This is a genomic window from Tropicimonas aquimaris, from assembly GCF_042676185.1.
Classification (GTDB): Bacteria; Pseudomonadota; Alphaproteobacteria; order Rhodobacterales; family Rhodobacteraceae; genus Tropicimonas; species Tropicimonas aquimaris.
On the sequence record NZ_JBHTJT010000007.1, the window covers coordinates 143,588 to 169,534 of the forward strand.

Annotated in this window: 24 protein-coding genes; 16 read left to right on the forward strand and 8 right to left on the reverse strand. The window is 68.8% G+C overall.

Annotated elements, in window-relative coordinates; translation table 11 throughout:
- Positions 1 to 70 precede the first annotated feature (70 nt).
- The 3 genes from nth (at position 71) to ACFQ2S_RS04430 (ending at position 2,051) form a co-directional block, all read left to right on the forward strand.
- Positions 71 to 712, forward strand: a complete 642-nt coding sequence (gene nth, locus ACFQ2S_RS04420; RefSeq protein ID WP_386073033.1) for an endonuclease III — start codon at positions 71 to 73, stop codon at positions 710 to 712.
- Complete coding sequence (locus ACFQ2S_RS04425) at positions 709 to 1,701, forward strand: adenosine kinase (protein ID WP_386073035.1); 993 nt, start codon at positions 709 to 711, stop codon at positions 1,699 to 1,701. The genes nth and ACFQ2S_RS04425 overlap by 4 nt, the downstream gene beginning before the upstream one ends.
- A gap of 125 nt (positions 1,702 to 1,826) precedes the next feature.
- Positions 1,827 to 2,051: a helix-turn-helix domain-containing protein gene (locus ACFQ2S_RS04430; RefSeq protein WP_386073037.1), complete on the forward strand. Its 225-nt coding sequence runs from the start codon at positions 1,827 to 1,829 to the stop codon at positions 2,049 to 2,051.
- Between the two features lie 238 nt (positions 2,052 to 2,289).
- On the opposite strand, the gene ACFQ2S_RS04435 is transcribed toward ACFQ2S_RS04430, so the two are convergent.
- Positions 2,290 to 3,108: a sulfotransferase family protein gene (locus ACFQ2S_RS04435; protein WP_386073038.1), complete on the reverse strand. Its 819-nt coding sequence runs from the start codon at positions 3,106 to 3,108 to the stop codon at positions 2,290 to 2,292.
- A gap of 138 nt (positions 3,109 to 3,246) precedes the next feature.
- Here ACFQ2S_RS04435 and ACFQ2S_RS04440 point away from each other — a divergent pair, with 138 nt between their 5' ends.
- Together ACFQ2S_RS04440 and ACFQ2S_RS04445 are read left to right on the forward strand one after the other, a co-directional pair.
- Positions 3,247 to 4,824, forward strand: coding sequence for a DUF5928 domain-containing protein (locus ACFQ2S_RS04440; RefSeq protein ID WP_386073040.1), 1,578 nt, complete (start codon positions 3,247 to 3,249; stop codon positions 4,822 to 4,824).
- Positions 4,825 to 4,845: 21 nt separating this feature from the next.
- Positions 4,846 to 5,229: an HIT domain-containing protein gene (locus tag ACFQ2S_RS04445; protein ID WP_386073042.1), complete on the forward strand. Its 384-nt coding sequence runs from the start codon at positions 4,846 to 4,848 to the stop codon at positions 5,227 to 5,229.
- Positions 5,230 to 5,318: 89 nt separating this feature from the next.
- Here the strand turns inward: ACFQ2S_RS04445 and ACFQ2S_RS04450 are convergent, their stop codons facing one another.
- Together ACFQ2S_RS04450 and ACFQ2S_RS04455 are read right to left on the reverse strand one after the other, a co-directional pair.
- Positions 5,319 to 6,359: an ATP-binding protein gene (locus ACFQ2S_RS04450; protein WP_386073044.1), complete on the reverse strand. Its 1,041-nt coding sequence runs from the start codon at positions 6,357 to 6,359 to the stop codon at positions 5,319 to 5,321.
- Positions 6,360 to 7,304, reverse strand: a complete 945-nt coding sequence (locus ACFQ2S_RS04455; RefSeq protein WP_386073046.1) for an ABC transporter ATP-binding protein — start codon at positions 7,302 to 7,304, stop codon at positions 6,360 to 6,362. It lies immediately after the preceding gene.
- 121 nt (positions 7,305 to 7,425) lie between these two features.
- Between ACFQ2S_RS04455 and ACFQ2S_RS04460 the strand changes: the two genes are divergently transcribed.
- Complete coding sequence (locus ACFQ2S_RS04460; RefSeq protein WP_386073630.1) at positions 7,426 to 7,602, forward strand: zinc-finger domain-containing protein; 177 nt, start codon at positions 7,426 to 7,428, stop codon at positions 7,600 to 7,602.
- Between the two features lie 9 nt (positions 7,603 to 7,611).
- Here the strand turns inward: ACFQ2S_RS04460 and ACFQ2S_RS04465 are convergent, their stop codons facing one another.
- A complete protein-coding gene (locus tag ACFQ2S_RS04465; RefSeq protein ID WP_386073048.1) occupies positions 7,612 to 8,550 on the reverse strand; it encodes a calcium/sodium antiporter in 939 nt (312 codons plus the stop codon).
- A gap of 161 nt (positions 8,551 to 8,711) precedes the next feature.
- On the opposite strand from ACFQ2S_RS04465, the gene polA reads away from it, so the two are divergent.
- Positions 8,712 to 11,507, forward strand: a complete 2,796-nt coding sequence (gene polA, locus ACFQ2S_RS04470; RefSeq protein ID WP_386073050.1) for a DNA polymerase I — start codon at positions 8,712 to 8,714, stop codon at positions 11,505 to 11,507.
- Here polA and ACFQ2S_RS24790 read toward each other — a convergent pair.
- Complete coding sequence (locus ACFQ2S_RS24790; protein WP_449369411.1) at positions 11,395 to 11,880, reverse strand: CBU_0592 family membrane protein; 486 nt, start codon at positions 11,878 to 11,880, stop codon at positions 11,395 to 11,397. The two genes, polA and ACFQ2S_RS24790, sit on opposite strands and share 113 nt — an antisense overlap.
- Positions 11,881 to 12,309: 429 nt before the next feature.
- Here ACFQ2S_RS24790 and ACFQ2S_RS04475 point away from each other — a divergent pair, with 429 nt between their 5' ends.
- Positions 12,310 to 13,113: a crotonase/enoyl-CoA hydratase family protein gene (locus ACFQ2S_RS04475; RefSeq protein WP_386073052.1), complete on the forward strand. Its 804-nt coding sequence runs from the start codon at positions 12,310 to 12,312 to the stop codon at positions 13,111 to 13,113.
- A gap of 112 nt (positions 13,114 to 13,225) precedes the next feature.
- Here the strand turns inward: ACFQ2S_RS04475 and ACFQ2S_RS04480 are convergent, their stop codons facing one another.
- Both ACFQ2S_RS04480 and ACFQ2S_RS04485 read right to left on the reverse strand, forming a co-directional pair.
- On the reverse strand, positions 13,226 to 13,465 hold the full coding sequence (locus ACFQ2S_RS04480; RefSeq protein ID WP_386073054.1) for a DUF2798 domain-containing protein: 240 nt from the start codon (positions 13,463 to 13,465) through the stop codon (positions 13,226 to 13,228).
- A 112-nt stretch (positions 13,466 to 13,577) separates the two neighbouring features.
- Positions 13,578 to 14,180 carry a DUF1285 domain-containing protein gene (locus tag ACFQ2S_RS04485; RefSeq protein ID WP_386073055.1) on the reverse strand — a complete coding sequence of 201 codons (603 nt, stop codon included), beginning with the start codon at positions 14,178 to 14,180 and terminating at the stop codon, positions 13,578 to 13,580.
- Positions 14,181 to 14,239: 59 nt separating this feature from the next.
- On the opposite strand from ACFQ2S_RS04485, the gene ACFQ2S_RS04490 reads away from it, so the two are divergent.
- From ACFQ2S_RS04490 to ACFQ2S_RS04520, 7 genes are all read left to right on the forward strand, one after another.
- Complete coding sequence (locus ACFQ2S_RS04490; protein WP_386073057.1) at positions 14,240 to 15,247, forward strand: AAA family ATPase; 1,008 nt, start codon at positions 14,240 to 14,242, stop codon at positions 15,245 to 15,247.
- Complete coding sequence (locus tag ACFQ2S_RS04495) at positions 15,244 to 16,149, forward strand: DUF58 domain-containing protein (RefSeq protein ID WP_386073059.1); 906 nt, start codon at positions 15,244 to 15,246, stop codon at positions 16,147 to 16,149. Before ACFQ2S_RS04490 ends, ACFQ2S_RS04495 begins: the two co-directional genes overlap by 4 nt.
- A complete protein-coding gene (locus ACFQ2S_RS04500) occupies positions 16,149 to 18,917 on the forward strand; it encodes a DUF4159 domain-containing protein (RefSeq protein WP_386073061.1) in 2,769 nt (922 codons plus the stop codon). Before ACFQ2S_RS04495 ends, ACFQ2S_RS04500 begins: the two co-directional genes overlap by 1 nt.
- A complete protein-coding gene (locus tag ACFQ2S_RS04505; RefSeq protein ID WP_386073062.1) occupies positions 18,914 to 21,001 on the forward strand; it encodes a hypothetical protein in 2,088 nt (695 codons plus the stop codon). The genes ACFQ2S_RS04500 and ACFQ2S_RS04505 overlap by 4 nt, the downstream gene beginning before the upstream one ends.
- A 147-nt stretch (positions 21,002 to 21,148) precedes the next feature.
- Positions 21,149 to 22,090 (forward strand): ABC transporter ATP-binding protein, encoded by a 942-nt coding sequence (locus ACFQ2S_RS04510; protein WP_386073063.1) that lies wholly within the window; start codon positions 21,149 to 21,151, stop codon positions 22,088 to 22,090.
- Complete coding sequence (locus tag ACFQ2S_RS04515) at positions 22,087 to 22,848, forward strand: ABC transporter permease (protein WP_386073064.1); 762 nt, start codon at positions 22,087 to 22,089, stop codon at positions 22,846 to 22,848. The genes ACFQ2S_RS04510 and ACFQ2S_RS04515 overlap by 4 nt, the downstream gene beginning before the upstream one ends.
- Before the next feature lie 179 nt (positions 22,849 to 23,027).
- Positions 23,028 to 24,074 carry a cytochrome-c peroxidase gene (locus ACFQ2S_RS04520; protein ID WP_386073066.1) on the forward strand — a complete coding sequence of 349 codons (1,047 nt, stop codon included), beginning with the start codon at positions 23,028 to 23,030 and terminating at the stop codon, positions 24,072 to 24,074.
- 135 nt (positions 24,075 to 24,209) lie between these two features.
- On the opposite strand, the gene ACFQ2S_RS04525 is transcribed toward ACFQ2S_RS04520, so the two are convergent.
- Positions 24,210 to 24,833, reverse strand: coding sequence for a GcrA family cell cycle regulator (locus tag ACFQ2S_RS04525; RefSeq protein ID WP_386073068.1), 624 nt, complete (start codon positions 24,831 to 24,833; stop codon positions 24,210 to 24,212).
- Positions 24,834 to 24,981: 148 nt separating this feature from the next.
- On the opposite strand from ACFQ2S_RS04525, the gene ACFQ2S_RS04530 reads away from it, so the two are divergent.
- Entirely contained in the window at positions 24,982 to 25,785 is an 804-nt protein-coding gene (locus ACFQ2S_RS04530) for an ABC transporter permease (RefSeq protein ID WP_386073069.1), read from the forward strand.
- The last annotated feature ends 162 nt before the right edge of the window (positions 25,786 to 25,947 follow it).

Consider the following 25,947-nt stretch of genomic DNA (forward strand, 5'->3'; position numbering starts at 1 on the left):
CGTTTCCTGCGCCTTGCGTTGCATCTGCCGTCGATCGGGCTAAACCGGTGCGGTGGCAGCGGAGGCTCAGATGGTCCGGCAACTTCCCTATTCCGCGATGCGGCAGGTCTTCGAACGGTTTCGCGAGAGCGAGCCCGAACCGAAGGGCGAGCTGGAGCACACCAATGCCTACACGCTGCTGGTGGCCGTCGCGCTCTCGGCGCAGGCGACCGACAAGGGCGTGAACCGCGCCACACGGCCGCTCTTCGAGAAAGTCTCGACCCCGCAGCAGATGCTGGAACTGGGCGAGGAGGCCCTGATAGAGCACATCAAGACCATCGGGCTGTTCCGCAACAAGGCGAAGAACGTGATGAAGCTCTCCCGCATCCTCGTGGAGGAGTTCGGCGGCGAGGTGCCCAATTCCCGCGCCGCGCTGGAAAGCCTGCCTGGGGTGGGCCGCAAGACGGCCAACGTGGTGCTGAACATGTGGTGGGGGATGCCGACCCAGGCCGTCGACACCCACATCTTCCGCGTCGCCAACCGGACCGGGATCGCGCCCGGCAAGGACGTGATCGCCGTGGAACGCGCCATCGAGGACAACGTCCCGGCCGATTTCGCCCGCCACGCGCATCACTGGTTGATCCTGCACGGCCGCTACGTATGCAAGGCCCGAAAGCCCAATTGCGCGGTCTGCGTGATCGCCGATCTCTGCCCGAAGGAAGGTGTCGAATGAGCCCGAGTTACAAGGTCGCCGGTATCGGCAACGCCATCGTCGACGTGCTGGCGCATTCCGACGACAGCTTCCTCGACATCATGGGCATCGGGAAGGGGATCATGCAGCTCGTGGAGCGCGAGCGGGCCGAGATCCTCTATGCCGCGATGAACGACCGCAAGCAGGCGCCGGGCGGCTCGGTGGCCAACACGCTCGCGGGGCTCGGGCATCTCGGGCTGAAGACCGCCTTCATGGGGCGCGTGCACGACGACGCGCTTGGCCGCTATTACGCCGATGCGCTGGCCGCCGGCGGCACCGATTTCGTCAACGCGCCGGTGCCGGACGGCGAACTGCCGACCTCGCGCTCGATGATCTTCGTCTCGCCCGACGGCGAGCGGTCGATGAACACCTACCTCGGAATCTCAGCCGAGCTGGGGCCCGACGACGTGCCCGACACGGTCGCCTCCGGCGCCGAGACCCTGTTCCTCGAGGGCTATCTCTTCGACAAGGACAAGGGCAAGGACGCCTTCCTCAAGGCGGCGCAGCTCTGCAAGGCCGCGGGCGGGCAGGCGGGCATCGCGCTATCCGACCCGTTCTGCGTCGACCGCCATCGCGACGACTTCCGCAGGCTGGTGGCCGAGCAGATGGATTATGTCATCGGCAACGTCCACGAATGGACCTCGCTCTACCAGACCGAGGACCTCGAGGCCGCCCTGGCCCACGCCGCGGCCGATTGCGGGCTCGTGGTCTGCACCCGGTCGGGGGACGACGTGATCCTGATCCGCGGCGAGGAGCGGGTCGAAGTGCCGGTCCACCGGGTGACCCCGGTCGATGCCACGGGCGCGGGCGACCAGTTCGCAGCGGGCTTCCTCTACGGCCTCAGCACCGGGCGCGACCTTGAAACCTGCGGGCGCATGGGCGTGATCTGCGCCGGCGAGGTGATCGGCCACATGGGCCCGCGCCCCGAGACCGATACCTACGACCTGTTTCGCCAGGCCGGCCTCGTCTGACGCGGGCACCCGCCGCGACGGGCGGGCGCGAGGAAACATATCCTGTACCTTGCGTAGCGTTATCGGGCTTTGCGATTGATTTTCGCACCTTGAGGTGCCATTCGGCCGCAATGAAGATTGGCGAGGTGATATCCCGCGCACGTCGTGCCGCTGGATTGAAGCAGAAGGAACTGGCCGCCGCGGCCGGTGTCCATGTCCAGACCCTCAAGCGCCTCGAAGGGGGCGCCGGGGCAGGGTATTCCACAGTCCGTGCGCTGGAACGCGCCCTTGCCAGGCACGGGGCGACCTGGCGCGAAACCGACGGTGGCTACGAACTCACTGTCCGTCTCGACTCCAAGGGCAAGGACTGACCCGCCCGGGCGTGTGCCGGCCCGCGTCTTCACCTGTCCGAAAGTATCCCCGCCGGAGGCACGATCTTTCGGCCGAAAGATCGCACCGCGCGGAACGCGCGGCCCGGCCCAACAGGAGGAGCGGCATCCCCGATGCCGCAACGAGCGGCGGGAGCCTCCCGCCCCCCGGGTCTGCGCGCTGACGCGCTTGCCGGGCGTTGGGGTTGGCGCCGGCCGCTGGCCGGCGCTTGGGCATCGCTCAGTCGCCGAGCTTGGCGTGGACCTCGTCGAGGTCGATCTCGCCAGTCGGCATCTTGTTGTCGGGATTGTCGAAATCATACCGGAACAGCTCGAAATCCTGCTTGTAGATCTCGTAGACCAGATGCATCGACAGGTCGTCGAAATAGGCGCTCACTGGGTGGGCGCGCTTCGGTCCGTGCCCCTCGCTCTCGTTGAACCTCGGGATCTCAGACAGCACCACCGGGTGCGGTGTTTCCACCGAGTCGAGCACCGACTGCATTCCGTCGTTGAACCGCTCGGTCCAGAAGATCCGGTCGTAGCGGCCGCCGTTGCAGATGAAGGTGGAGATGTGGCCGGACATGGCCGACCAGTGGATGTCGGGATCCATCGGGCGGCGGTAACGGATGGTGTCGCGGGCGAACAGCAGGAACCGGCGGAAGCTGCGCACCTGGTCGAACTCGAAGCCGCGCTCCGGGTCGCCCACCTCGATCCCGTACTTCTGGATCAGCAGCGGCACCAGGTTGCCGCGATACCTACGGCCGTTGCGCTGGATGCCGCAGATCTTGTCGAAGAACGACGACAGGATCCGCGCGTAGGGGTTGCGCACGCAGGTGAATGCGAGAGAGCGATGCGCTTGCACGTTGGCCTCGATCGGACCCTGGCTCTCCTCGCGGGCCCATTTGTGCAGCCCCTCCTGCGCGTCGTGGATGTCGCCCTCGTAGAAGCGGCCGTGATCGGAGAAATACATGATCTGCCCGATCGTGGAGCAGGCGCATTTCGGCACCACGCGATAGACCATGCTCTCGCTCTCGGTCATCCAGATCCCGGGAAATCCCATCGCGTGCGTCCTTCCCCTCGCGCCGGTCCGCGCTCGGCGCGGAAATGCGCACAAAAAAGCAAACAAACCCTGTCAATTCAATCGCCGATCAAGATATCCCCTTGAACCAGCGACAGAACTACAACGAACTAGAACCCAATGGTCCAGATCGCCTATATCCTGCTCTGTCACAAGGACCCCGACGCGGTTGTCGCGCAGGCGCGGCGGCTCACGGCGGCGGGCGATTGCGTCTCGATCCATTTCGACGCGCGGGCGCCACGCGCGCTCGATGCGGCGATCCGAACGGAGCTCGACGACAATCCCAATGTCACCTTCGCCGCGCGGCGCTTCAAGTGCGGATGGGGAGAATGGTCGCTGGTGGCCGCGACGCTCGAGGCCGTCCGCGCGGCCGTCGCGGCCTTTCCGCAAGCCAGCCATTTCTACATGCTCTCGGGGGATTGCCTGCCGGTCAAGTCGGCGGAATACGCCCATGCCTTTCTTGCCGCCGAGGACGTGGACTACATCGAATCCGTCGACTTTCACGACGGTGGCTGGATCAAGACAGGCTTCCGGGAGGAGCGGCTGATCTATCGCCACCTGTTCAACGAGCGCAAGCGCAAGCGGCTCTTCTATGCCTCGCTGGAACTGCAGAAGCGTCTTGGGCTGACCCGGGAGGTGCCCCCGGATCTGCAGGTGATGATCGGCTCACAATGGTGGTGCCTGCGCCGGTCGACCATCGAGGCGGTTCTGGCCTTCTGTACCGAGCGGCCCGACGTGCTGCGCTTCTTCTCCACCACCTGGATCCCGGACGAGACCTTTTTCCAGACCCTCGTGCGCCACCTCGTGCGCCGCGAGGAGATCCGCTCGCGCACCCTGACCTTCCTAATGTTCACCGACTACGGAATGCCGGTGACCTTCTACAATGACCATTACGACCTGCTGCTCCGGCAGGACGCGCTCTTTGCCCGCAAGATCAGCCCGGAGGCCACGGAGTTGCGGCAGCGGCTGGGGCGGCTCTATGCCGAGACCGGCCGGAGCTTCGAGATCTCCGACGAGGGGCGGAACCTCTTCGCCTTCCTCACCGGACGGGGGCGGGAAGGGCAGCGCTTCGCCCCGCGGTTCTGGGAGAGCGAGGGCAGCCTCGGACGCGACAAGGAACTGCTGCTCGTGGTCTGCAAGAAATGGCACGTCGCCAAGCGGCTGCTCGGGCTGATCCGGCACCAAACCGGCCTGCCGGGCATCGAATACCTGTTCAACGAGGAGAGCACGCCGCTGCCGGATCTCGGCGGCATCGAGCGGGGGCTGGAAAAGCGGATGCGGCACCGGCGCGTGCTGGTCAACATGCTGTTCGGCACGCTGGACACACAGCGGCTGGCGCTCTGCCTCGATCCGGCGATGCTCGACATGATGCAGGATTTCGACGCCGACCCCTCGACCACCCGCATCCTCGAGATCGACTGCGATTTCGATGACGATTATCTGCTCGGACACGCCCGCCGGGTCGGGCTGCTGGGCCAGTCGGCGCCGCGGGAGGCGATGGAGCAGGTGTTGCCGGCGGTGCGCAACTCGATCCGTCACGAGGCCGAGAGGATGCAGGCGGCGGGCTTCTCGCGCCACCTGCGGATACGGCAAAGCGCCTCGGTGGACGAGAACGCGATGCGGCTGGCGCAATTCCTGTCTATATCGATGGAAACGGCACGCGAGATCGCCTCTGCCGAGGACCTGTTTGCGGATTGACCAGATCGAAGGGGGGCTCCCATGGCCTATGTCTATGACGACCAGAACGTTTTCGCGAAGATCCTGCGCGGGGAGATCCCCAACAGGACGGTGCTGGAGACCGAGCATTCGCTGGCCTTCCATGACATCGCGCCACAGGCGCCGGTGCATGTGCTGGTGATCCCGAAAGGCCATTATGTCTGCTACGACCATTTCGCGCTCGACGCTTCCGACGCGGAGATCCTCGATTTCACCCGCGCGGTCGGCAAGATCTGCAAGATGCTCGGTGTGCAGGCCGACGCGGCGGGCGACGGCTGCCGGCTGATCGCCAATGCGGGTGTCCACGGCGTGCAGGAGGTGCCGCATCTGCATGTGCACATTCTGGGAGGACGGATGCTCGGCCGGATGCTGGCACCGGCCGAATAGGGCTTGTCCTACATTGAAGGCGGGCCGGTTGTCAGATTGCGCGCCTGCGGCGCATTCCTCCTGAGCCCTTCGGGCGATGGGCGCCCGGCTCAGCCGAGGCGCGACAGCGCGGCGTGCAGCACGTCCCGGGTGCGGGCGAAGTGCTCGGGGCCCTCGGCGGCGTAGAAGTCGAGCCCCGGAGAGGCGTTGACCTCGAGGATCACCGCACCTTCCGTACCGGCTTCGAGATCGGGGGCAAGGATGTCGACCCCGGCGAAGGTCAGGCCGAGACTCTGCACGGCGGCGACGGCGAGAGCTTCGGCCGCCTCGGGAAGCTGTCCGCTCAAGTCGCGGAGCCGGCCACCCGTGGAGAGGTTGGCGCTGGACAGGAGTGGCAGGCACCGGCCCTCGGCTAGGATGCTCGCCCCCTCCAGCCCTTCGGCGGCGAGGCGGCGCAGCAGGCGAGAATCGTCGGCGGCGACCTTGGCGCCGCGGTGGCTCGCGGCGATCCTGGCGAGCGTGTCGGCGATCAGCGCGGAGACATTGCGCCGTCCGTCGCCGGTGATCGACAGCGGCAGCCGTTCGTAGGCGATCGGCACGCGGTCCTCCAGCACCAGAAGGCGGTAATCGCGCCCGCGCACATGCGCCTCGAGGCGGAGCCTGTCGTCCTCGGCCCAGCCGGCGGCGATGTCCTGCTCAAGCTCCTCGGCATCGGCGGCGACCCGGACCCCACGCCCCTGCGCACCATCATTGGGCTTGAGCACCACCGGGAAGCCATGGGCCGCCGCGAAGGCCCGCGCGGCCTCCAGGCCGGGCAGGTGTTCGGCCACGGCGGCGTTCTTGAGCGCCATCCGGCCGCGGAATGCGGGCGAGAAGATCAGCAGCCCCTCGGGTGTGGGTAGCCCTGCGGCGGCCAGCCAGCGCGCGGTGTAATCCTTGTCCCCGGCCAGCGCGGCGGGGGCATCGGCATTGAGCCCGAGGGACCGGCCCAAGATCGGGCGCGGCGAGCGGCCGGGCGGAGTGTAGCGGCCGATGAAGGCATGCTCCGTCTCCAGCTCGAGCCGCCCGCCGAGCGCCTCGGCGGCTTCAGACAGGGCGCGCAGGTAGGGGACGGCGCCGGCCCGGGCGGCGTCGAGCGGAGCGAGCCGCATTCAGGCCGCCTCGGTCTCGCTGCGGGTCAGCGCGAGGAACACGTCCTCAAGGTTCGGCTCCTCGGTGGCGACGTCCTGGATGCGGATGCCGGCGGCGCGCACCGCGTCGAGCACATCCTCGGCCGAGGTCCGGCCCCGACGATAGGAGAGCGCCAGCGCCCCGTCGGCGCGGCGATCCAGCTCGACACCCTCGGGCAGGGGCAGGGCCTCTGGCGCGGGCTCGGCGGGCTGGATCACGAGCGTCTTTGCGTCAAGCCGGCCGATCAGGCGGGAGGTCTTGTCATGGGCGATCTTGCGGCCCTGGTGGATGATGGCGATCTCGTCGCACATCTCTTCGGCCTCTTCGAGGTAGTGGGTGGTCAGGATGATCGTCATGCCTTCGGCATTCAGCCGCCGCACGTTCTGCCACAGCATCTGGCGCAATTCGATGTCGACGCCGGCGGTGGGTTCGTCGAGCACCAGCACCTGCGGGCCATGCACCAGCGCCTTGCCCAGCAGCAGCCGCCGCCGCATCCCGCCGGACAGGGTGCGCGAATAGGCATCGGCCTTGTCGCTCAGCCCGATCATCGCGAGGATCTCGTCGGTCCGGCGCTGCGCCTTTGGTACGCCGTAGAGCCCGGCCTGCACGTCGAGCGAGGCGCGCGGCGTGAAGAACGGGTCCATGTTCAGCTCCTGCGGCATGACCCCGATGGCCGCCCGGCTCTGGCGCGGGTTCACGTCCTGGTCGAATCCCCAGATTCGCACCGTGCCGGCGGATTTGCGGACCAGCCCGGCGAGGATGTTGATCAGCGTCGACTTGCCCGCGCCGTTCGGCCCCAGCAGGCCGAAGATGCTGCCCTGCGGCACCTTGAGGTCCACCCCGTCGAGCGCCGTCTTGGGGGCCACGCCACGCTGGCCGGCGTAGGTCTTGGTGAGACCCTCGATCTCGATGGCGAACTGGCTCATATGTGGCGCTCCGGCACTTGCCCGCGACCGGGCGTTCCCTATGATGCCGGGAACCTAAGACGCGCCGGCCGGCGCGACAAGCCGGCCGCCCGAAAGTTCCGCAGGAGCCTTGTTCATGAGCGTGATTCCCGAGCCGCCCGAAACCGAAGTGGTCACTACGAACCGCGTCGCCTGCGACGGCGGCGAAGGCGCGCTGGGCCATCCGCGGGTCTGGCTCAGCCTTGGCGAGAACGGCGAGGTCGAGTGCCCCTATTGCGACAAGAAATTCGTGCTGGCCAGGGACGCCAAGGCGCACTGACCCGGCGGGTCAGAGCGTCTGCACCGCCAGCCAGCCGAGATAGGCCGCATACAGGCCGCAGAGCACCGCGCCCTCGGTGCGCGTGACCTTGCGCCCGGTGAAGGCGACGAGCAGCAGAATCGCGGTGGCGCCGATCATCACGCCGAGGTCGATCACGGATTCGGGGCGCAGCCCTGCGATCGGCCGCACCAGTGCGGTCGTGCCGAGAATGCCCAGCAGGTTGAAGATGTTGCTGCCGATCACGTTGCCGAGGGCGACATCGGAATGGCCGCGCCGCGCCGCGGTGACCGAGGTCACCAGCTCGGGCAGCGAGGTGCCGATGGCAACGATGCTGAGCCCGATGACCGCGTCCGGCACACCGAGCCCGGCGGCCAGCGATACCGCCCCGCGCACCAGCAGGTGCGCGCCGGCCAGCGTCAGCAGCAGGCCGAAGCCGAACTCCAGCGCCGCGCGCGACATCGTCTGCGGCGCCAGCTCCATCTCGACCGGATAGGCAGGCTCCGGTTCGGCTCTCGCGCCCCGCAGCGCCAGCAGCAGGTAGGCGCCGAGCCCCGCTACCAGCAGGGCGCCACCGGCGCGCCCGAGGCTGCCGGGCAGCAGAAGCGCCGCGGCCAGCAGGGTGACGACGGCGAGCGCCGTGCCGTCCCGCCGAAGGGCATCAGGCGCCACGGCTATCGGCGCCACCAGCGCCGCCGCGCCGAGGATCAGCAGGATGTTGGCGATGTTGGAGCCCACGACGTTGCCGACCGCGATGCCGGGCGCATCCTGCAGGGCGGCCTGCACGCTGGTCACCAGCTCCGGCATCGAGGTGCCGAAGCCGACGATGGTCAGCCCGATCACCAGCGGCGGCAGGCCCGCGCGTCCGGCAAGGGCCACGGCGCCGGAAACCAGCCGGTCGCCACCGAAGAAGAGCGCGGCAAGGCCGGCCGCGACGAGAAGTAGATCCATCTGTCTGTCCGAGGGCCCGGTTGTTGCGTGCCGCCCGTCGGGCCCCCGGGTGCGGCACCGCTCAGATGGGCGCGCCATCGCCGCTCCGCAAGTGCCTTCCGCTGGACCGTCGCGGAAAGCCGAGGTAGGTCTGTCGGGCAGTCACGAGGGAGCGCGCAGCAATGGCATTCGGCAAGGGACATCACCTGCACCTGATCGACGGCTCGGCCTTCATTTTCCGCGCCTATCACGCCCTGCCGCCGCTGACGCGCAAGTCCGACGGTCTGCCGATCGGTGCCGTGGCGGGCTTCTGCAACATGCTGCACCGCTATATCGAGGGCAACACTGGCCCCGACGCGCCGACCCATGCGGCGGTAATCTTCGACTATTCGGGCAAGTCCTTCCGCAACGAGATCTACGACCTCTACAAGGCCAACCGCCCGCCGGCGCCGGAAGACCTGGTGCCGCAGTTCCCGCTGACCCGAGAGGCGACCCGCGCCTTCAACGTGGCCTGCGAGGAGATCGAGGGATTCGAGGCCGACGACATCATCGCCACACTCGCCTGCCAGGCCCGCGACGCCGGCGGCCGGGTGACCATCATCAGCTCGGACAAGGACCTGATGCAGCTCGTTGGCGACGGGGTGGAGATGCTCGACGCGATGAAGAACCGGCGCATCGGGATCGAGCAGGTCGAGGAGAAGTTCGGCGTCGGCCCCGACCGGGTGGTCGACGTGCAGGCGCTGGCCGGCGACTCGGTCGACAACGTGCCCGGCGCCCCCGGAATCGGCATCAAGACCGCCGCGCAACTCATTCAGGAATATGGAGATCTCGAATCTCTGCTCGACCGCGCCGAGGAGATCAAGCAGCCCAAGCGTCGCCAGACCCTGATCGAGAAACGCGACCAGATCGAGCTGTCGAAGCGGCTGGTTCAGCTCGACTGCAACACGCCGCTGGGCTTCACGCTCGACGATCTCGAGGTCAGGGAACCCGACCCGGAGACGCTGCTGGGCTTTCTCGCCGAGATGGAATTCCGCACCCTCTCCAAGCGCATCGCCGACCAGCTCGGCGTCGAGGCCCCGGCGATCACCGAGACCGCGCCCGCCGCCGAGACGGCCGAGGCACCGGAGGCCAGGCCCTTCGACCATGACGCCTACGAGATCGTCCGCGACGCCGCCGCGCTGCAGGTCTGGATCGACCGGATCAACGCCCGCGGCCATGTCGCCGTGGACACCGAGACCACCGGGCTCGACGAGATGACCGCCGGGCTGGTGGGGATCTGCCTGAGCGTCGAGGCCGGGCAGGCGGCCTACGTCCCGCTCGCCCACAAGGCCGGAGGCGGCGACGGGCTCTTCGCCGACGAGGCGCTGGCCGAAGGGCAGATGCCGATGGACGAGGCGCTGGCGCTGCTCAAGCCGGTGCTGGAGGACGAGGCCGTCCTCAAGATCGGCCAGAACATGAAATACGACGCCAAGATCCTTGCCCGCCACGGCATCCACGTGGCGCCCTTCGACGATACCATGCTGATGTCCTACGCCATGCACGCGGGCCTGCACGGCCACGGCATGGACGCGCTGTCGGAGCGCTACCTCGGCCACGTGCCGATCCCGATCAAGGAACTCATCGGCTCCGGCAAGAGCCAGATCACCTTCGACAAGGTGGAGATCGCCACGGCCGCGAAATACGCCGCCGAGGATGCCGATATCACCCTGCGCCTGTGGGAAACCTTCCGGCCGCAGCTCCACCGGGCCCGGGTCACCACCGTCTACGAGACGCTGGAACGGCCGCTGGTGCCGGTGCTGGCGCGGATGGAGATGGCCGGCGTCAAGGTCGACCGCGACACGCTGAGCCGCATGTCCAACGCCTTCGCCCAGAAGATGGCGGCGCTGGAGGCGGAGATCCACGAGCTTGCCGGCGAGAGCTTCAACGTCGGCTCACCGAGCCAGGTCGGCGAGATCCTGTTCGAGAAGATGGGCCTCGAAGGCGGCAAGAAGGGCAAGACCGGCAAGTATTCCACCCCCGCCGACGTGCTGGAGGACCTCGCCACAGAGCATGAACTGCCCGCCCGCGTGCTCGACTGGCGGCAGCTCTCGAAGCTCAAGTCGACCTATACCGACGCGCTTCAGGACCACATCAATCCCGACACCGGGCGGGTCCACACCTCCTACATCCAGTCCGGCGCCAACACCGGCCGGCTCGCCTCGACCGATCCGAACCTGCAGAACATCCCCGTCCGCTCCGAGGAGGGCCGGCGCATCCGCGAGGCTTTCGTGGCAGAGCCGGGCCGGGTGCTGGTCAGCCTCGACTATTCCCAGATCGAACTGCGCATCCTCGCCCATGTCGCCGGGATCGACGCGCTGAAGCAGGCCTTCCGCGAGGGGCAGGACATCCACGCCATGACCGCGTCCGAGATGTTCGACGTGCCGATGGAGCAGATGACGCCCGACATTCGCCGCCAGGCCAAGGCGATCAACTTCGGGGTGATCTACGGCATCTCCGGCTTCGGGCTCGCGCGCAACCTGCGCATTCCGCGGGCGGAGGCGCAGGGCTTCATCGACCGCTACTTCGAACGCTTTCCAGGCATCCGAGACTACATGGACGGCACCGTCGCCTTCGCGAAGGAGCACGGCTACGTCCAGACCCTGTTCGGCCGCAAGATCCACACGCCGGAGATCAACGCCAAGGGGCCGGGCGCGGGCTTCGCCAAGCGCGCAGCGATCAACGCGCCGATCCAGGGGACGGCCGCCGACGTGATCCGCCGGGCCATGATCCGGATGGAGGACGCCATCGCCGGGCTGCCCGCGACGATGCTGCTTCAGGTCCACGACGAACTGATCTTCGAGGTGGACGAAGGCGCGGTGGATCAAGTCATTGAACGGGTTCGGACGGTGATGGAAAGCGCATCCGAGCCGGCGGTGAAGCTCGATGTGCCGCTGGTCGTCGATGCAGGGCAGGGGGCAAACTGGGCCGAAGCTCACTGACGCCAGGCGTGCCCGCCCGGCGCGGCGTCGCGACCGGCAAGGGCGCGCGCCCCGCTTCGGTCTCCCCCGCGACCGCGTCGCTCTCTGCGGCAGCTATCTCGGCCGTGCCGGGCCGTCGCCGGGTCAGCCCCCAGTACCCGAAGGTGATGAACCCGATCTGGATCAGGAATGAGCCGAGGTTAAACGCGTCGATCAGGCTCAAAAGGACGAGCATCGCGGCAATGATCTTGGAAACGGCATAGCCCGTTCCATTGCCGCAGACATGCTCGCATTGCACCAGGGCGAAGCCGCCAACGTAAATGACGGAACCGATGACGCCGCAGATCTGCAAAAGGAGCGGCACATGGGCGGGCAGGGAAAAATGGTCAATCATAATGGTCGTCCGATAATCGATGTCTGGCCTCGCCCGAAACGATGGGTCGGGGCCCGGGAATGAGCGCGTCGTCGCAATACCTTTCCGGCGGTCTCGACCGGTGGGTCGGGTCCGTCTCGTATGTCGGGCCTCCGGAGAGGCCCGGGCTGTGGGCTTCCGATCCTGCCCGCATGAATTTCGGGCGTTGGCCGGTCAGGAGAGTGTCATCTTCGTCAATTCACATGCTCTAACCTAACGTAAACCTTGCATCGCGGCAGGTATGGAATTCCAGACCTTCGGGGCTTTTTCCCACGTTCCGCGGGCCGGCTCGCAACCGGTACAGCCGCGCCGCAACGCCGAACTCCGCGCCACCAGGCCCGCGACCCTCGGTCATGCTTGACGTGCGGGGCAAGCGTGGCGTTTCCTCGGCGGAACCCGGAGGAGAGATAAATGTCCCAACACCACGTTCGTGTTGTCGGCCCGTCAGGGCCGGTGGCCGAGGTCTGGCTGGCCAGACCCGACAAGAAGAACGCCCTGACGCTGGAAATGCTCGACCGACTGGTCGAGGTCGGCCGAGAGCTGGCCGCGGCGCCCGGCGTGCGGGCGGTGATCCTCGCGGGCGAGGGCGGGGATTTCTCCGCCGGTCTCGACACCGGGGTCCTCGCTGCGATGGCGGGCAAGCTCGATGCCGTGAAGGCCGAGATGCTGGCGCCGCCCGACGGCTCCGCCGCCAACCGGTTCCAGCTTCCGGCGACCATCTGGTCGGAGGTTCCTGCGCCGGTCATCGCGGCGCTGGACGGCGTCTGTCTCGGGGCCGGGCTGCAGATCGCGCTGGGCGCCGATTTCCGCATCGCGCGGCCCGACAGCCGGCTGTCGATCATGGAGGGCAAGTGGGGTCTGATCCCCGACATGGGCATCTCGCAGAGCCTGCCCCGGCTGCTGCGCGCGGACCGCGCCAAGGAACTGGTGATGACGGCGCGGGTGCTCACGGGCGCAGAGGCGCAGGGCATTGGGCTGGTGACGCGACTGTCGGACGACCCGCTGACCGAGGCGCGCGCTTTCGCTGAGGCGCTGGCTACCCGCTCGCCCGATGCGCTGCGCGCCGCCAAGCGGCTGGTCGACCGGATGTACCAGGGCGATGCCGAGCAGGAGCTGCGGCTGGAGGCCGAGTTGCAGGCCGGTCTGATGGGCACCCCCAACCAGCTCGAGGCGGTGATGGCCAACCTGCAGAACCGCCGCCCGTCCTATCAATGAAGACTGCCGGGCAGCCGCGCGCCTGCGCGCGGCCCGGCCCAAGGGGAGGAGCGGCATCTTCGATGCCGTGACGACGCGCGGGAGCCTCTCCGCCCCTGCGCAACCTTCGGAGCTATTCCGGGCGCGGCGCGGGTCTTACCATCCGGTGCACGATCCGCCGCGCCAGCGGGGCCACGAAGATCACCACCGGAAAGGCGATCGCCCAGGCGGCGATCCAGCTCGACAGCCAGATCGGCAGGAAGCCCTGTACCAGTCCGATGGCGCGCAGCGTCGACACGCCGGAGACGATCAGCGACATCATCCCCGAAAGGACGAGCGAGAACAGGTAATGTTCGTAACGTGCGGGAATCATTCGGGCCTCGTTTGCTCCGCCCGACCGTTACGCCGAAACCGCGCGTCCGGGAAGCCGCATCCGCGCAGGCCCGCTGTGCACCCTTGCCGGGACCATGCGGGCTCTTGCCGGATCAGGGCAGTTCGGCCGCGGGAATCATCGGAAAGAACACGCCGCCAGACCATAGGCCGAACCATTCCTCGCCCTTGTGCGGATGTCGCACGCCGAGGTCGACCAGCCGGTAGAAGGTCTTCCGGTCGATCAGCGCCTCGAGATTGACCCGCACCAGCACATAGGGTGCCGGCTCGCCGGTGGCGGGATCGCGCTCGACCCGGATCGGGTGCTCCGGCCCCGCGGTCACACTGTCGCCCACGTTCGTGGTGAAGCTGATCACCTGGCTGTCGCCGTCGCCGGCGGCGTTGGCGTCGACCGCCACGAAGGGCGCGTCCTCGACGCGGATCCCGACCTTCTCCACCGGTGTGACCAGAAAATAGGCGTCTCCGTCCTTGCGCAGGATCGTCGAAAAGAGTCGCACCAGCGGCGCCCTGCCGATCGGCGTTCCGTTGTAGAACCAGGTGCCGTCGCGCCGGATTTCCATGTCCAGATCGCCGCAGAAAGGCGGATCCCACAGGTGCACCGGCGGCAGACCGCCGCTTTTCGCGGCCTTTCCCGCAGCGGCCGCAAGGCTTTCGGCCGTGGCGGTGGCCCGCCCTGTCCCCGATCCCGTTTTTGTCATTTGTTCCGTCCGGAATATCTGCCTTACTGGTCCCGAGAGAAAAGCCCGAGGTTTCCGTCATGTCCGATCCTACCGAACTCGTCGCCGAAATCGAAGCCCTCGGGCACAAGTTGGCCGAGGCCCGAGCCTCGATCACCCGGCGGTTCATCGGGCAGGAACGGGTGGTGGACCTGGTGCTGTCGGCGCTGCTGTGTGGCGGGCACGGGCTGCTGATCGGTCTGCCCGGCCTCGGCAAGACCCGGCTGGTCGATACGCTCGGAACGGTGATGGGGCTCGGCACGAACCGGATCCAGTTCACGCCCGACCTCATGCCCGCCGACATCCTCGGCTCCGAGGTGCTCGAGACCGGCGAGAGCGGCCGGCGCGACTTCCGCTTCATCGAGGGGCCGATCTTCTGCCAGCTCCTGATGGCCGACGAGATCAACCGCGCCAGCCCCCGGACCCAGTCGGCGCTGCTGCAGGCGATGCAGGAAAAGGAAGTCACCATCGCCGGCGAACATCGCCCGCTCGGCAGCCCGTTCCACGTTCTGGCGACCCAGAACCCGATCGAGCAGGAGGGCACCTATCCGCTGCCCGAGGCCCAGCTCGACCGCTTCCTGGTGCAGATCGACGTGCCCTACCCGGACCGCAAGACCGAGCATGACATCCTGCTCGCCACCACCGGCATCGAGGAGGACAAGGCCCACGCCGTCTTTACCCCCGAGGAGCTTCTGGCCGCGCAGGTCGTTCTGCGGCGGATGCCGGTGGGCGAGAAGGTTGTGGAGCTGATCCTCGACCTCGTGCGCGCCTTCCGACCCGGCGAGCCCGGCGTACCCGAGGCCGTCGCGCGGAACGTGAGCTGGGGCCCGGGGCCGCGCGCCGCGCAGGCGCTGATGCTCACGGTGCGCGCCCGCGCCCTGCTCGACGGCCGCCTCGCGCCCTCGACCGAAGACGTGGTGCAGATGGCCGAGCCGGTGCTGCTGCACCGCATGGCGCTGACCTTCGCCGCCCGCGCCCGCGGCGAGAACCTCGGCGACCTGATCCATGAAGTGGCGGCGCAGGTGAGCCGGAGCGAGGCCGCGGCGTGAGCCAGCCTCCCGCCTCAGCTCAGTCCGCGCAGGCCGGCCCGCAGCTTCGGACCCGGGCCGAGGGGCTCGCCGCCGCGCTGCCGCCGTTGCTGGCGCAGGCCGAGCACCTCGCCTCCACGGTGCTGCTCGGCTCGCACGGCCGGCGGCGCTCCGGCATGGGCGACGAGTTCTGGCAATACCGTCCGCTTTCGCAGGGCGACGAGGCCCGCGAGATCGACTGGCGCCGCTCGGCCCGCTCGGACGTGCATTTCATCCGCCAGAAAGAATGGCAGGCCGCGCAGAGCGTGGTGATCTGGGTCGACGGCTCGCGCTCCATGGGCTTCTCCGGCGACCGCAACCGCGCCGCCAAGTCCGACCGCGCCCGGCTGCTGGCGCTGGCGCTCTCGGTGCTGCTGGTGCGCGCGGGCGAGCGGGTCGGGCTGGCGAACACCGGCGCGCCGCCGCGCGGCGGACAGCTCCAGCTCGTGCGGCTCGCCGAGGCGCTGACCGGCGAGCTGTCCGCCGACGACTACGGCACGCCCGAGACGCCGGGCCTTCCGGCCCATGCCCGCGCGGTCTTTCTCTCCGATTTCATGGGCGATATCGCCGGTGTCGAGGCCGCGCTCGCCAAGGCCGCCGACCGCGGCGTGCGCGGCGCGCTCTTCCAGATCCTCGATCCGGTCGAGGAGACGTTCCCGTTTGACGGCCGCACCATCTTCGAGAGCATGGGCGGCACCCTCAGCCACGAAACCCTGAAGGCCGGCGAGCTCAAGGAGCGCTACCTGCAGCGCCTCGCCGAGCGCAAGGACCGGCTGGAACATCTGGCCCGCGTCACCGGCTGGCTCTACGATTGCCATCACACCGGAGACAGCGCGCAATCGGCGCTGCTCTGGCTCTACGCTGCCCTGGAGCGCTCCCGCTGATGTGGATGCTCGGCCCCATCGGATTCACCGCGCCCCTGCTGCTGCTGGGGCTGATCGCGCTGCCGGTCCTCTGGATCATCCTGCGGGCGGTGCCGCCGGCGCCGATCCGCCGCCGCTTTCCCGGCGTGGCGCTGCTGCTCGGCCTGACCGACGACGAGACCCAGACCGACCGCACGCCCTGGTGGCTGCTGCTGCTCCGGATGCTGGCCGCCGCCGCGGTGATCGTCGGCTTCGCCGGCCCGGTGCTGAACCCGCAGGTCGAGGAGACGGGCAGCGGCCCGCTGCTCGCGGTGGTCGATGCCACCTGGGCCGACGCGCCGGACTGGTCGCGCCGGCAGGAGCGGCTCGCCGCGCTCTTCGAGGAGGCCGGGCGCTCCGGCCGTCCGGTGGCGCTGGTGCAGCTGACCGACCTGCCGCCAGGCCCGCCCGAGTTCCTCTCCGCCGACCGCTGGGTCAGCCGCATCGCCGGCCTCGCGCCGCAGCCCTGGCAGCCCGACCCCGAGGCGCAGGAAGCCTGGCTCACGGGCCTCGGCGAAGCGCGGTTCGACACCGTCTGGCTCTCCGACGGGCTGGCCCGCGGCAGCCGCGCTCCGCTGCTGGAGGCGCTGGAGGCGCGCGGCGACGTCCGGGTGATCGAGGGCGGCCGCCCGGCGCTCGGCCTCGCCCCGGTGCTCTACGAGGACGGCGAGGTGAAGCTCTCGGGCCTGCGCGCGATCACCGCCAGCGAGGCGGATGTCGCCGTCTCCGCCATCGGCCTCGACCCCGCCGGCACCGAGCGCGCGCTCGCGGCCGCCACGCTGACCTTCGAGCCCGGCGCGGCCGGCGCCGAGACCGCGCTGGCCCTGCCGCACGAGCTGCGCAACCGGGTGACCCGGTTCGAGATCGCCGGCCATCGCTCCGCCGCCGCCGTCAGCCTCACCGACGACAGCCTGCGCCGCCGCGAGGTCGCGCTGATCGCCGGGCGTGACGACCGCGAGGGGCTGGAACTGCTCTCGCCGCTGCACTACCTCGAACAGGCGCTGGCCCCCACCGCCGAGCTGCTGCACGGCGGGTTGACCGACATCCTGCCGGCCAATCCCGACGCCATCATCCTCGCCGATGTCGCCCAGCTCGCCCCGGCCGAGCAGGCGGCGCTGACCGAATGGGTCGAGGAGGGCGGCCTGCTGGTGCGCTTCGCCGGCCCGCGGCTCGCATCCTCCGAGGTCAGCCGTACCGAGCTCGACCCGCTGATGCCGGTGCGCCTGCGCGAAGGCGGCCGCAGCGTCGGCGGCGCCATGAGCTGGGGCGAGCCGCGCACCCTGCGCCCCTTCGCGGAGGGCTCGCCCTTCTACGGGCTGGAGGTGCCGCAAGAGGTCACCGTTCAATCGCAGGTCATGGCCCAGCCGGACCCGGAACTCGGCGAGCGGGTGATCGCCGCGCTGGCCGACGGCACGCCGCTGGTCACCCGCCGCGGGATCGGGGCGGGGCAGGTGGTGCTGTTCCACGTCACCGCCAATGCCGAATGGTCGACCCTGCCGCTCTCCGGCCTCTTCGTGCAGATGCTCGAACGTCTCGCCGTCTCCACCCGCCAGGCCAGCCCCTCGGCCGAGGATCTCGCCGGCACCACCTGGACCGCCGACGCGGTGCTCGACGGCTTCGGCGAGCTGCAGCCGGCCGAGACGTTGCCCGGCGTGCCCGGCGAACGCCTCGCCTCCCGCGCCTTCGGCCCCGACATGCCGCCGGGCCTCTACACCGGCGGCGACCGCCGCATCGCGCTCAACGTGCTCGCCGCCGACGACGTGCTCGAGCCCGCCGCATGGCCGGCCCGCATCCCGGTCGAGGGCCTTGCCATCGCCCGCGAGACCCGCCTTGCCGGCCCGGTCCTGGCGCTGGCGCTGCTCCTGCTCGCGGCCGACCTCGTCGCCTCGCTCTGGCTGTCCGGACGGTTGCGCGGCGGGCAGGGCGGAGCGGTCGCGCTGCTGGCGCTGGCGCTCATGGCCCCCGCGCCCCCGGCCAGCGCGCAGGAGGCCGACGAGGCCCGCGCCCTGCTGGCCACGACCGAGGTCGTGCTCGCCCACGTTGTGACCGGCGACCAGAGCATCGACCGCCTCGCGCAGGCCGGGCTCACCGGGCTCGGAGAAGCGCTCTACACCCGCACCTCGGTCGAACCCGCGCAGCCGATGGCGGTCAATCTCGAGACCGACGAACTCGCTTTCTACCCGTTCCTCTACTGGCCGGTGACCGAGGGCCAGCCGATCCCCTCCGCCGAGGCCTATTCCCGGCTCAACCGCTACCTGCGCTCGGGCGGCATGATCCTGTTCGACACCCGCGACGGCGATATCGGCGGCTTCGGCTCGGCCACACCCACCGGGCGCAAGCTGCAGCAGCTCGCCGGCCCGCTCGACATTCCGCCGCTGGAGCCGCTGCCGCAGGACCACGTGCTCACCCGCACCTTCTACCTGCTGCAGGACTTCCCCGGCCGCTACACCTCCCGCGATGTCTGGGTCGAGGCCGCGCCGGCCGACGCCGAGAAGGTCGAGGGCATGCCCTTCCGCAACCTCAACGACGGCGTGACCCCGGTGGTGATCGGCGGCAACGACTGGGCCTCGGCCTGGGCGGTGGACGCCTCGGGCATGCCGCTCTACCCGGTGGGCCGCGGCTTCGCCGGTGAGCGGCAGCGCGAGCTTGCCCTGCGCTTCGGCGTCAACCTCGTGATGCATGTGCTGACCGGCAACTACAAATCCGACCAGGTCCACGTGCCCGCACTGCTCGACAGGCTCGGCCAATGAACGGCGCATCCGACATCCTCTTCGACCCGCTCCTGCCCTGGCCCGCCGTCTGGGCCGCCTGCGCGCTGTCGCTCGCCTTCCTGGCGCTCGGCCTCTGGCGCGGCCTGCGCGGCTGGTGGCTCCGGGCGCTCGCCGCCGCGGCGCTGCTTGTCGCCATCGCCAACCCGTCCTTCCAGGTCGAGGACCGCGCACCGCTCACCGACATCGTGCTGCTGGTGGTCGACCGCACCGCCAGCCAGCAGATCGCCGACCGTGCCGAGCAGACCGACGCCGCCGTGGAGCGCATCACCGCCGCCGTCGCGGCCCTGCCCGACACCGAGCTGCGCACCGTCACCTTGCGCGACGGCGCCGACAACGCCGGTTCGCTGGCGATGACCGCGCTCTCCGAGCTGCTGGCCGAGGAGCCCCGCGGCCGCATCGCCGGCGCGATCCTGGTGAGCGACGGCCAGGTCCACGATGTCGAGCGCGCGCCCGACCTGCCGGCGCCGCTGCACCTGCTGCTGACCGGCCACGACACCGACTGGGACCGCCGGCTGATGGTCCGCAACGCGCCCTCCTTCGCCATCGTCGGAGAACAGCTCACGCTCACCCTGCGGATCGAGGACAGCGGCGCGGTGCCGGAAGAGGTCGCGCAGTCCGGCCTCGCCCGGATCGCCATCGCCATCGACGGCGGTGAGCCGATGCCCTTCACCGTGCCGGTGGGCCAGGATCTCGAACTGCCGCTGACGCTGCCCCACGGCGGCATGAACGTGGTCCAGATCGAGGTCGCCGCCACCGAGGGCGAGCTGACCGAGCGCAACAACGCTGCCGTGGTGCAGATCAACGGCGTGCGCGACCGGCTGCGGGTGCTGCTGGTCTCCGGCGAACCCCATGCCGGCGAGCGCACCTGGCGCAACCTGCTGAAATCCGACAGCTCGGTCGATCTGGTCCACTTCACCATCCTGCGTCCGCCCGAGAAGCAGGATGGCGTGCCGGTGACCGAGCTCTCGCTGATCGCCTTCCCGACCCGCGAGCTGTTCCTCGAAAAGGTCGACGAGTTCGACCTGATCATCTTCGACCGCTACAAGCGCCGCGGCATCCTGCCGATGCTCTACCTCGAGAACGTCGTCTCCTATGTCGAGCGCGGCGGCGCCGTGCTGGTCGCCGCGGGGCCCGATTTCGCCGGGGCCGAGAGCATCTACCGCTCGCCCCTGTCCGAGATCCTGCCCGGCGAACCGACCGCCCGCGTGCTCGAACAGGGCTACCGCCCGCAGATCACCGAGACCGGCCACAAACACCCCGTCACCGAAGGGCTCGAGGCGCTCGCCCCGCCGCCCGAGGACGGCGCCGAAGGCCCCGGCTGGGGCCGCTGGTTCCGGCTCGTCGACCTGCTGCCCGAGAGCGGCCAGACCGTGATGAGCGGCCCCGACGACCGCCCGCTGCTGATCCTCGACCGGGTCGGCGAGGGCAGGGTGGCCTTGCTCGCCTCCGATCACGCCTGGCTCTGGTCGCGCGGCTTCGAGGGGGGCGGCCCGCAGCTCGAACTGTTGCGCCGGCTGGCCCACTGGATGATGAAGGAACCCGAGCTGGAGGAAGAGGCGCTGACCGCAAGCGCCGAGGGGCTCGACGTGACCCTAACCCGCCGCACGCTGGGCGAGGCGCCCGGCCCGGTCGAGGTCACCGCCCCCGACGGCTCCTCCCGCCTCGTGGAGCTTCGGGAAGCCAGCCCCGGCCTCTTCATGGGCCAGTTCACCGGGCCCGAGACCGGCCTCTACCGGCTGGCGCAGGACGAGCTGAGCGGCGTCGTCGCTCTCGGCCCGGCGGCCCCGCGCGAGTTCGAGGAGACCATCGCCTCCGGCGCGCCGCTGGCCGGCGCCATCGACGCCCATCGCGGCGGCACCCTCCGGATCGAGGAGGGGCTGCCCTCCATCCGGCAGGTCCGCGAGGGGCGCAGCGCCGCCGGCCGCGGCTGGATCGGCATCACCCCGCGCGAGGCCTACCGCACCGCCGATGTCACCGTGATCCCGCTGGTCGCACCGCTTCTGTTCCTGCTGATGGCCATCGGCCTGACCCTCGGCGCCTGGCTCCGCGAGGGCCGCCGCTGACGCGGTCGGGCGCGACGCCGCCCGGAACAACTCGCGCCCGGGGCACATGACCTGTGCGCCGCCGCCCGGCTTCCCGCGCGTCGGGCGACTTGGCGCGGCCGCCGGACAGGACTACATAGGGGTCTGCGCGACAAGGAGGCAGGGCCCTTGGCTCCCATCATTTCCATCACCGACCTGTCCAAGACCTACGAGGGCGGGTTCGAGGCGCTGAAGGGCGTCAGCCTCGACATCGAGGAGGGCGAGATCCTTGCCCTGCTCGGCCCGAACGGGGCCGGCAAGACCACGCTGATCTCCACGATCTGTGGCCTCGTGAGCCCCACGCGCGGCAGCGTCACCGTCGGCGGCCACGACATCCAGCACGAGTACCGCGCCGCCCGCAGCCTCATCGGCCTCGTGCCGCAGGAGATCGCCCTTGAGCCGTTCGAAAAAGTCATCAACACCGTGCGATTCTCCCGCGGCCTCTTCGGCAAGTCCCGCGACGAGGCGCATATCGAGAAGGTGCTGCGCGCGCTGACCCTCTGGGACAAGCGCACCAACCGCAACCAGCAACTCTCGGGCGGCATGAAGCGCCGGGTGATGATCGCCAAGGCGCTGAGCCACGAACCGCGCGTTCTGTTCCTCGACGAGCCGACCGCCGGCGTCGACGTCACGCTGCGCCGCGAGATGTGGGAGCTGGTGCGCGAGCTGCGCGCCAGCGGCGTCACCATCATCCTGACCACCCATTACATCGAGGAGGCCGAGGAAATGGCCGACCGGATCGGGGTGATCGACCGCGGCCGCCTGCTGCTGGTGGAGGAAAAGGCGCGCCTGCTGCACCAGCTCGGCCGCAAGGAACTGCGGCTGGAACTCGGCGAGCCGCTCGACGCGATCCCGGCCGCGCTGGCCGACCACAACCTCACGCTCTCCGAGGACCGGATGCACCTGAGCTACGCCTTCGATTCCCATGCCGAGCGCACCGGCATGACCCGGCTGCTGGGCGACATCGCCTCTGCCGGTCTCAGCCTGCGCGACCTCTCCACCCGGCAAAGCTCGCTCGAGGAGGTCTTCCTGCAACTGGTCCGCGAAGGGCGGGAGGAGGAACGGGCATGAACTGGAACGCCGTCGCCGCGATCTACCGCTACGAGATGAACCGCACCTTCCGGACGATCGCGCAATCCATCGTCTCGCCGGTTCTGTCCACCGTGCTCTACTTCGTGGTCTTCGGCGCCGCCATCGGCGCGCGGATCGACACCGTGGAAGGGGTCGACTACGGCGCCTTCATCGTGCCGGGGCTGGTGATGCTGACCCTGCTGCAGCAATCGGTCACCAACGCCTCCTTCGGGATCTACTTCCCCAAGTTCATCGGCACCATCTTCGAGCTGCTCTCGGCGCCGCTCTCCTTCATCGAGATCGTCATCGGCTATGTCGGCGCGGCGGCGTCCAAGGCGCTGATGATCGCGGTCATCATCCTGATCACCTCGACCTTCTTCGTCGACCTGCACGTCGCGCACCCGGTCTGGATGGTGATCTTCCTTCTGCTCACCGCCGTCAGCTTCGCGCTCATGGGATTCATCATTGGCATCTGGGCCAAGAACTTCGAGCAGCTGCAGCTGATCCCGCTGCTGGTGATCACGCCGCTGGTGTTCCTGGGCGGCGCCTTCTACTCGGTCTCGATGCTGCCGCCGGGCTGGCAGACGGTCACCTATTTCAACCCGGTGCTCTACCTGATCTCGGGCTTCCGCTGGACCTTCTTCGGCGTCGCCGACGTGCCGGTCGGCCTCTCGATCGCCGCGATCACCGTGTTCCTCGCCGCCTGCCTCGCGGTCATCTGGACGATCTTCCGCACCGGCTGGCGTATCAAACCCTAGGTAGTTTTCCGAAGGCCGCAGCGTCGCCCTGGTGAACTTGAATGCGAAAATTCGCATTTGATTTCAGTGACGTAGCGGAACGTCCGCCCGATTGCAAGGACTTGATCTGGATCAAGGACGGCCTGCGCCTTTTGGACGCCACTCCCGCAAAGGTGGAATCATTCTAAAGGGAGTTGAACATGCGTCGGACACTTGCAGCCAGTGGAATTCTCGTCTGCGCTGTTGCCGGCCAGACCGCCGCGAGCGAACTTCGGGACGCGGCGCTGGAGTATTTCCAGCCGTTGCCGTCGACCCTCATGGCGCCGTCCGGCAACGCGATCACGCCGGAAAAGATCGACCTCGGAAAGGCGCTCTTCTTCGATCCGAGAATGTCCGCCTCGGGGGTGTTCTCGTGCAATTCCTGCCACAACCTGGCAACCGGCGGCGACGACAACATGCCGACCTCGATCGGCCATGGCTGGCAGAAGGGGCCGCGCAACTCGCCAACCGTGCTGAACGCGGTGTTCAACGTCGCCCAGTTCTGGGACGGCCGCGCGGAAGACCTCAAGGCCCAGGCCAAGGGGCCGGTGCAGGCCGGCGTCGAGATGGCCAACACGCCCGACAATGTCGTTGCCACGCTCAATTCGATGCCGCAATACGTCGACTGGTTCAAAGGGGCCTTCCCCGAGGAAGCCGACCCGGTCAGCTTCGACAATTTCGCCAAGGCGATCGAGGCCTACGAGGTCACGCTCACCACGCCGTCGCCCTTCGACGCCTTCCTGAACGGCAACGAAGACGCGCTGGACGAGACGCAAAAGGCCGGCCTTCAGCTGTTCATGGATAACGGCTGCGTCGCTTGCCACAACGGCGTCAACGTCGGTGGGCACGACTACTACCCCTTTGGCCTGATCGAGAAGCCGGGCGCGGACATCCTGCCGGAAGGCGACGTTGGCCGCTATGCCGTGACCGAGACGGCGGATGACGAGTATGTCTTCCGGGCCGCTCCCCTGCGTAACATCGCCCTGACGGCTCCCTACTTCCACTCCGGCGTGGTCTGGGGCCTGCGGGAAGCCGTGCAGATTATGTCGATCTCGCAGCTCGGCACCGAGATGCCGGAAGAGGAGATCGACCAGATCGTCGCCTTCCTCGACTCGCTCACGGGTGAGATGCCCGAGGTGGTCTATCCGGTGCTGCCCTCCGAGACCGCATCGACTCCGCGTCCGACAGGCGAGGTCATCGCCGAGTAACCGGTCTGGCCGGATCCACGGCACGAAACAGCGCCGCACCGCTCTCCACGGTGCGGCGCATTTCTTTCGCGGCGCTCGCGCAACGAAAAAGGGCGCCACAGCGGGCGCCCCTCGAATTCCGTGAGTTCGCAGCGCTCAGCGGCGGCGGTCGCGGCGCGAGGACATCGGCTGGAACGCCACGCCAACATGCGCCTCGCAATACGGCTTGCCCGCCTGCACCGGCAGGCCGCAGAACCAGAAATCCTCGGTCGCTGGGTCGCCGATCGGCCATTTGCAGGTCCGCTCGGTCAGCTCCATCAGCGTCAGCCGGCGCGCCTTCTTCTCGATCTCCCGCACCGAGGCCAGCGCCTCGGGGCTGATCTCGTTGGCAGAAGGCTGCGGCGGCAACGGCTGGCCGGCGGGAATAATCTGGCGGCGTGCCGGAGAGACCGGCGCTTCGACGGGCTCGGGGTCGGCCGCGACCACTGGCTCGGGTTTCGCCTCCTCGACGGGCTCGGCCGCCACCGGCGCCTCGCGCACCGGCTTCGGACGCGGCGCCTCGGCCTTCACGGCGGGTTTCTCGGGCACTTCCACCTCGGCAGGCTTCGCCTTCTCCGCCGTGCCGCCACCGCCGTTACGGTTCGAAAGGCCGAGCCGGTGCACCTTGCCGATCACGGCGTTACGGGTCACACCGCCAAGCTCCTTGGCGATCTGGCTGGCGCTCTGGCCTTCGCTCCACATCTTCTTGAGGGTCTCGACGCGCTCTTCGGTCCAGGACATCTGCCAGCCATCTCCAATGGAAAAAAGCGCCCCCGCGGAAACTCCACGGCGCCGCCCTTACGTTCATCTCGTCCCTATATTAAGACGCGGGCCGTGGGGTTACAAGCGACCCCGGCAAGAGGGCGCCAAAGGCAGGGGGACCAGCACCATGAACGAACCATCGGCAATGGGCATGCGCCGCTTCGGGCGTATCAACTGGCTGGGCATGAAGACGCTCGCCCGGCGCGAGATGCAGCGGTTCCTCAGCATCTGGATGCAGACGATCATGGCGCCGCTGGTCACCGCCGGCCTGTTCCTCGCGATCTTCTCCATCGCCATCGGGCCCGGCCGGGGTGAGGTGATGGGCTTCAGCTACCTGCATTTCATCGCGCCGGGCATCCTGACTATGACGGTGATCCAGAACGCCTTCGCCAATACCTCCTCCTCGCTGCTGGTCTCCAAGGTGCAGGGCAACATCGTCGACACGCTGATGCCGCCGCTCTCGGCCGGCGAGATCGTCGCCGGCTACATCGCCGGTGGGGTCGGGCGCGGGCTCTTCGTGGCGCTGCCGATCGGGCTGGTGATGATGCCGGTGCTCGGCATCACCGTGCAATCGCCGCTGCTGGCGCTGCTCTTCATCACGCTGGGTGCGGCGCTGATGGCCGGGCTCGGCCTGCTGGCGGCGATCTTCGCCAACAAGTTCGACCAGGTCGCGGCGATCTCCAACTTCGTCATCACACCGCTCTCCTTCCTCTCCGGCACCTTCTACTCGGTCGAGGCCGTGCCGCCGGTTATGGCGCACCTGCTGCACTGGAACCCGATCTTCTACCTGATCGACGGCGTGCGCTACGGTGTGCTCGGCATCTCCGACCGCTCGCCGCTGCTCGGGCTGGCGATCCTGACCACGGTCACGGCGATCATCATCGTCTGGTGCTGGCACTGGGTGCGCCGCGGCTACCGCCTCAAGCCCTGACCGGAAACCTCTGGCGCGGCGGCACGTTCTGCGCTAGACGCCGCGCATGACACAGACCCGGCCCCTGCTCCGACGCATCCGACGTCGCCGCTGACCCCGCCTCCCGCGGGCCGCCAGCCTGCGCCCGTTCTGCCGTCATTTCCCTAAGAAAAGCCCGCAAGC

Excerpts from the sequence above, each read along its gene's own strand:
- nth (WP_386073033.1), top strand. The coding sequence starts at position 71 with ATGGTCCGGCAACTTCCCTATTCCGCGATGCGGCAGGTCTTCGAACGG.
- ACFQ2S_RS04425 (WP_386073035.1), top strand. The coding sequence starts at position 709 with ATGAGCCCGAGTTACAAGGTCGCCGGTATCGGCAACGCCATCGTCGAC.
- ACFQ2S_RS04435 (WP_386073038.1), bottom strand. The coding sequence starts at position 3,108 with ATGGGATTTCCCGGGATCTGGATGACCGAGAGCGAGAGCATGGTCTAT.
- ACFQ2S_RS04440 (WP_386073040.1), top strand. The coding sequence starts at position 3,247 with ATGGTCCAGATCGCCTATATCCTGCTCTGTCACAAGGACCCCGACGCG.
- ACFQ2S_RS04445 (WP_386073042.1), top strand. The coding sequence starts at position 4,846 with ATGGCCTATGTCTATGACGACCAGAACGTTTTCGCGAAGATCCTGCGC.
- ACFQ2S_RS04450 (WP_386073044.1), bottom strand. The coding sequence starts at position 6,359 with ATGCGGCTCGCTCCGCTCGACGCCGCCCGGGCCGGCGCCGTCCCCTAC.
- ACFQ2S_RS04455 (WP_386073046.1), bottom strand. The coding sequence starts at position 7,304 with ATGAGCCAGTTCGCCATCGAGATCGAGGGTCTCACCAAGACCTACGCC.
- ACFQ2S_RS04465 (WP_386073048.1), bottom strand. The coding sequence starts at position 8,550 with ATGGATCTACTTCTCGTCGCGGCCGGCCTTGCCGCGCTCTTCTTCGGT.
- polA (WP_386073050.1), top strand. The coding sequence starts at position 8,712 with ATGGCATTCGGCAAGGGACATCACCTGCACCTGATCGACGGCTCGGCC.
- ACFQ2S_RS24790 (WP_449369411.1), bottom strand. The coding sequence starts at position 11,880 with ATGATTGACCATTTTTCCCTGCCCGCCCATGTGCCGCTCCTTTTGCAG.
- ACFQ2S_RS04475 (WP_386073052.1), top strand. The coding sequence starts at position 12,310 with ATGTCCCAACACCACGTTCGTGTTGTCGGCCCGTCAGGGCCGGTGGCC.
- ACFQ2S_RS04480 (WP_386073054.1), bottom strand. The coding sequence starts at position 13,465 with ATGATTCCCGCACGTTACGAACATTACCTGTTCTCGCTCGTCCTTTCG.
- ACFQ2S_RS04485 (WP_386073055.1), bottom strand. The coding sequence starts at position 14,180 with ATGACAAAAACGGGATCGGGGACAGGGCGGGCCACCGCCACGGCCGAA.
- ACFQ2S_RS04490 (WP_386073057.1), top strand. The coding sequence starts at position 14,240 with ATGTCCGATCCTACCGAACTCGTCGCCGAAATCGAAGCCCTCGGGCAC.
- ACFQ2S_RS04500 (WP_386073061.1), top strand. The coding sequence starts at position 16,149 with ATGTGGATGCTCGGCCCCATCGGATTCACCGCGCCCCTGCTGCTGCTG.
- ACFQ2S_RS04505 (WP_386073062.1), top strand. The coding sequence starts at position 18,914 with ATGAACGGCGCATCCGACATCCTCTTCGACCCGCTCCTGCCCTGGCCC.
- ACFQ2S_RS04515 (WP_386073064.1), top strand. The coding sequence starts at position 22,087 with ATGAACTGGAACGCCGTCGCCGCGATCTACCGCTACGAGATGAACCGC.
- ACFQ2S_RS04520 (WP_386073066.1), top strand. The coding sequence starts at position 23,028 with ATGCGTCGGACACTTGCAGCCAGTGGAATTCTCGTCTGCGCTGTTGCC.
- ACFQ2S_RS04525 (WP_386073068.1), bottom strand. The coding sequence starts at position 24,833 with ATGTCCTGGACCGAAGAGCGCGTCGAGACCCTCAAGAAGATGTGGAGC.
- ACFQ2S_RS04530 (WP_386073069.1), top strand. The coding sequence starts at position 24,982 with ATGAACGAACCATCGGCAATGGGCATGCGCCGCTTCGGGCGTATCAAC.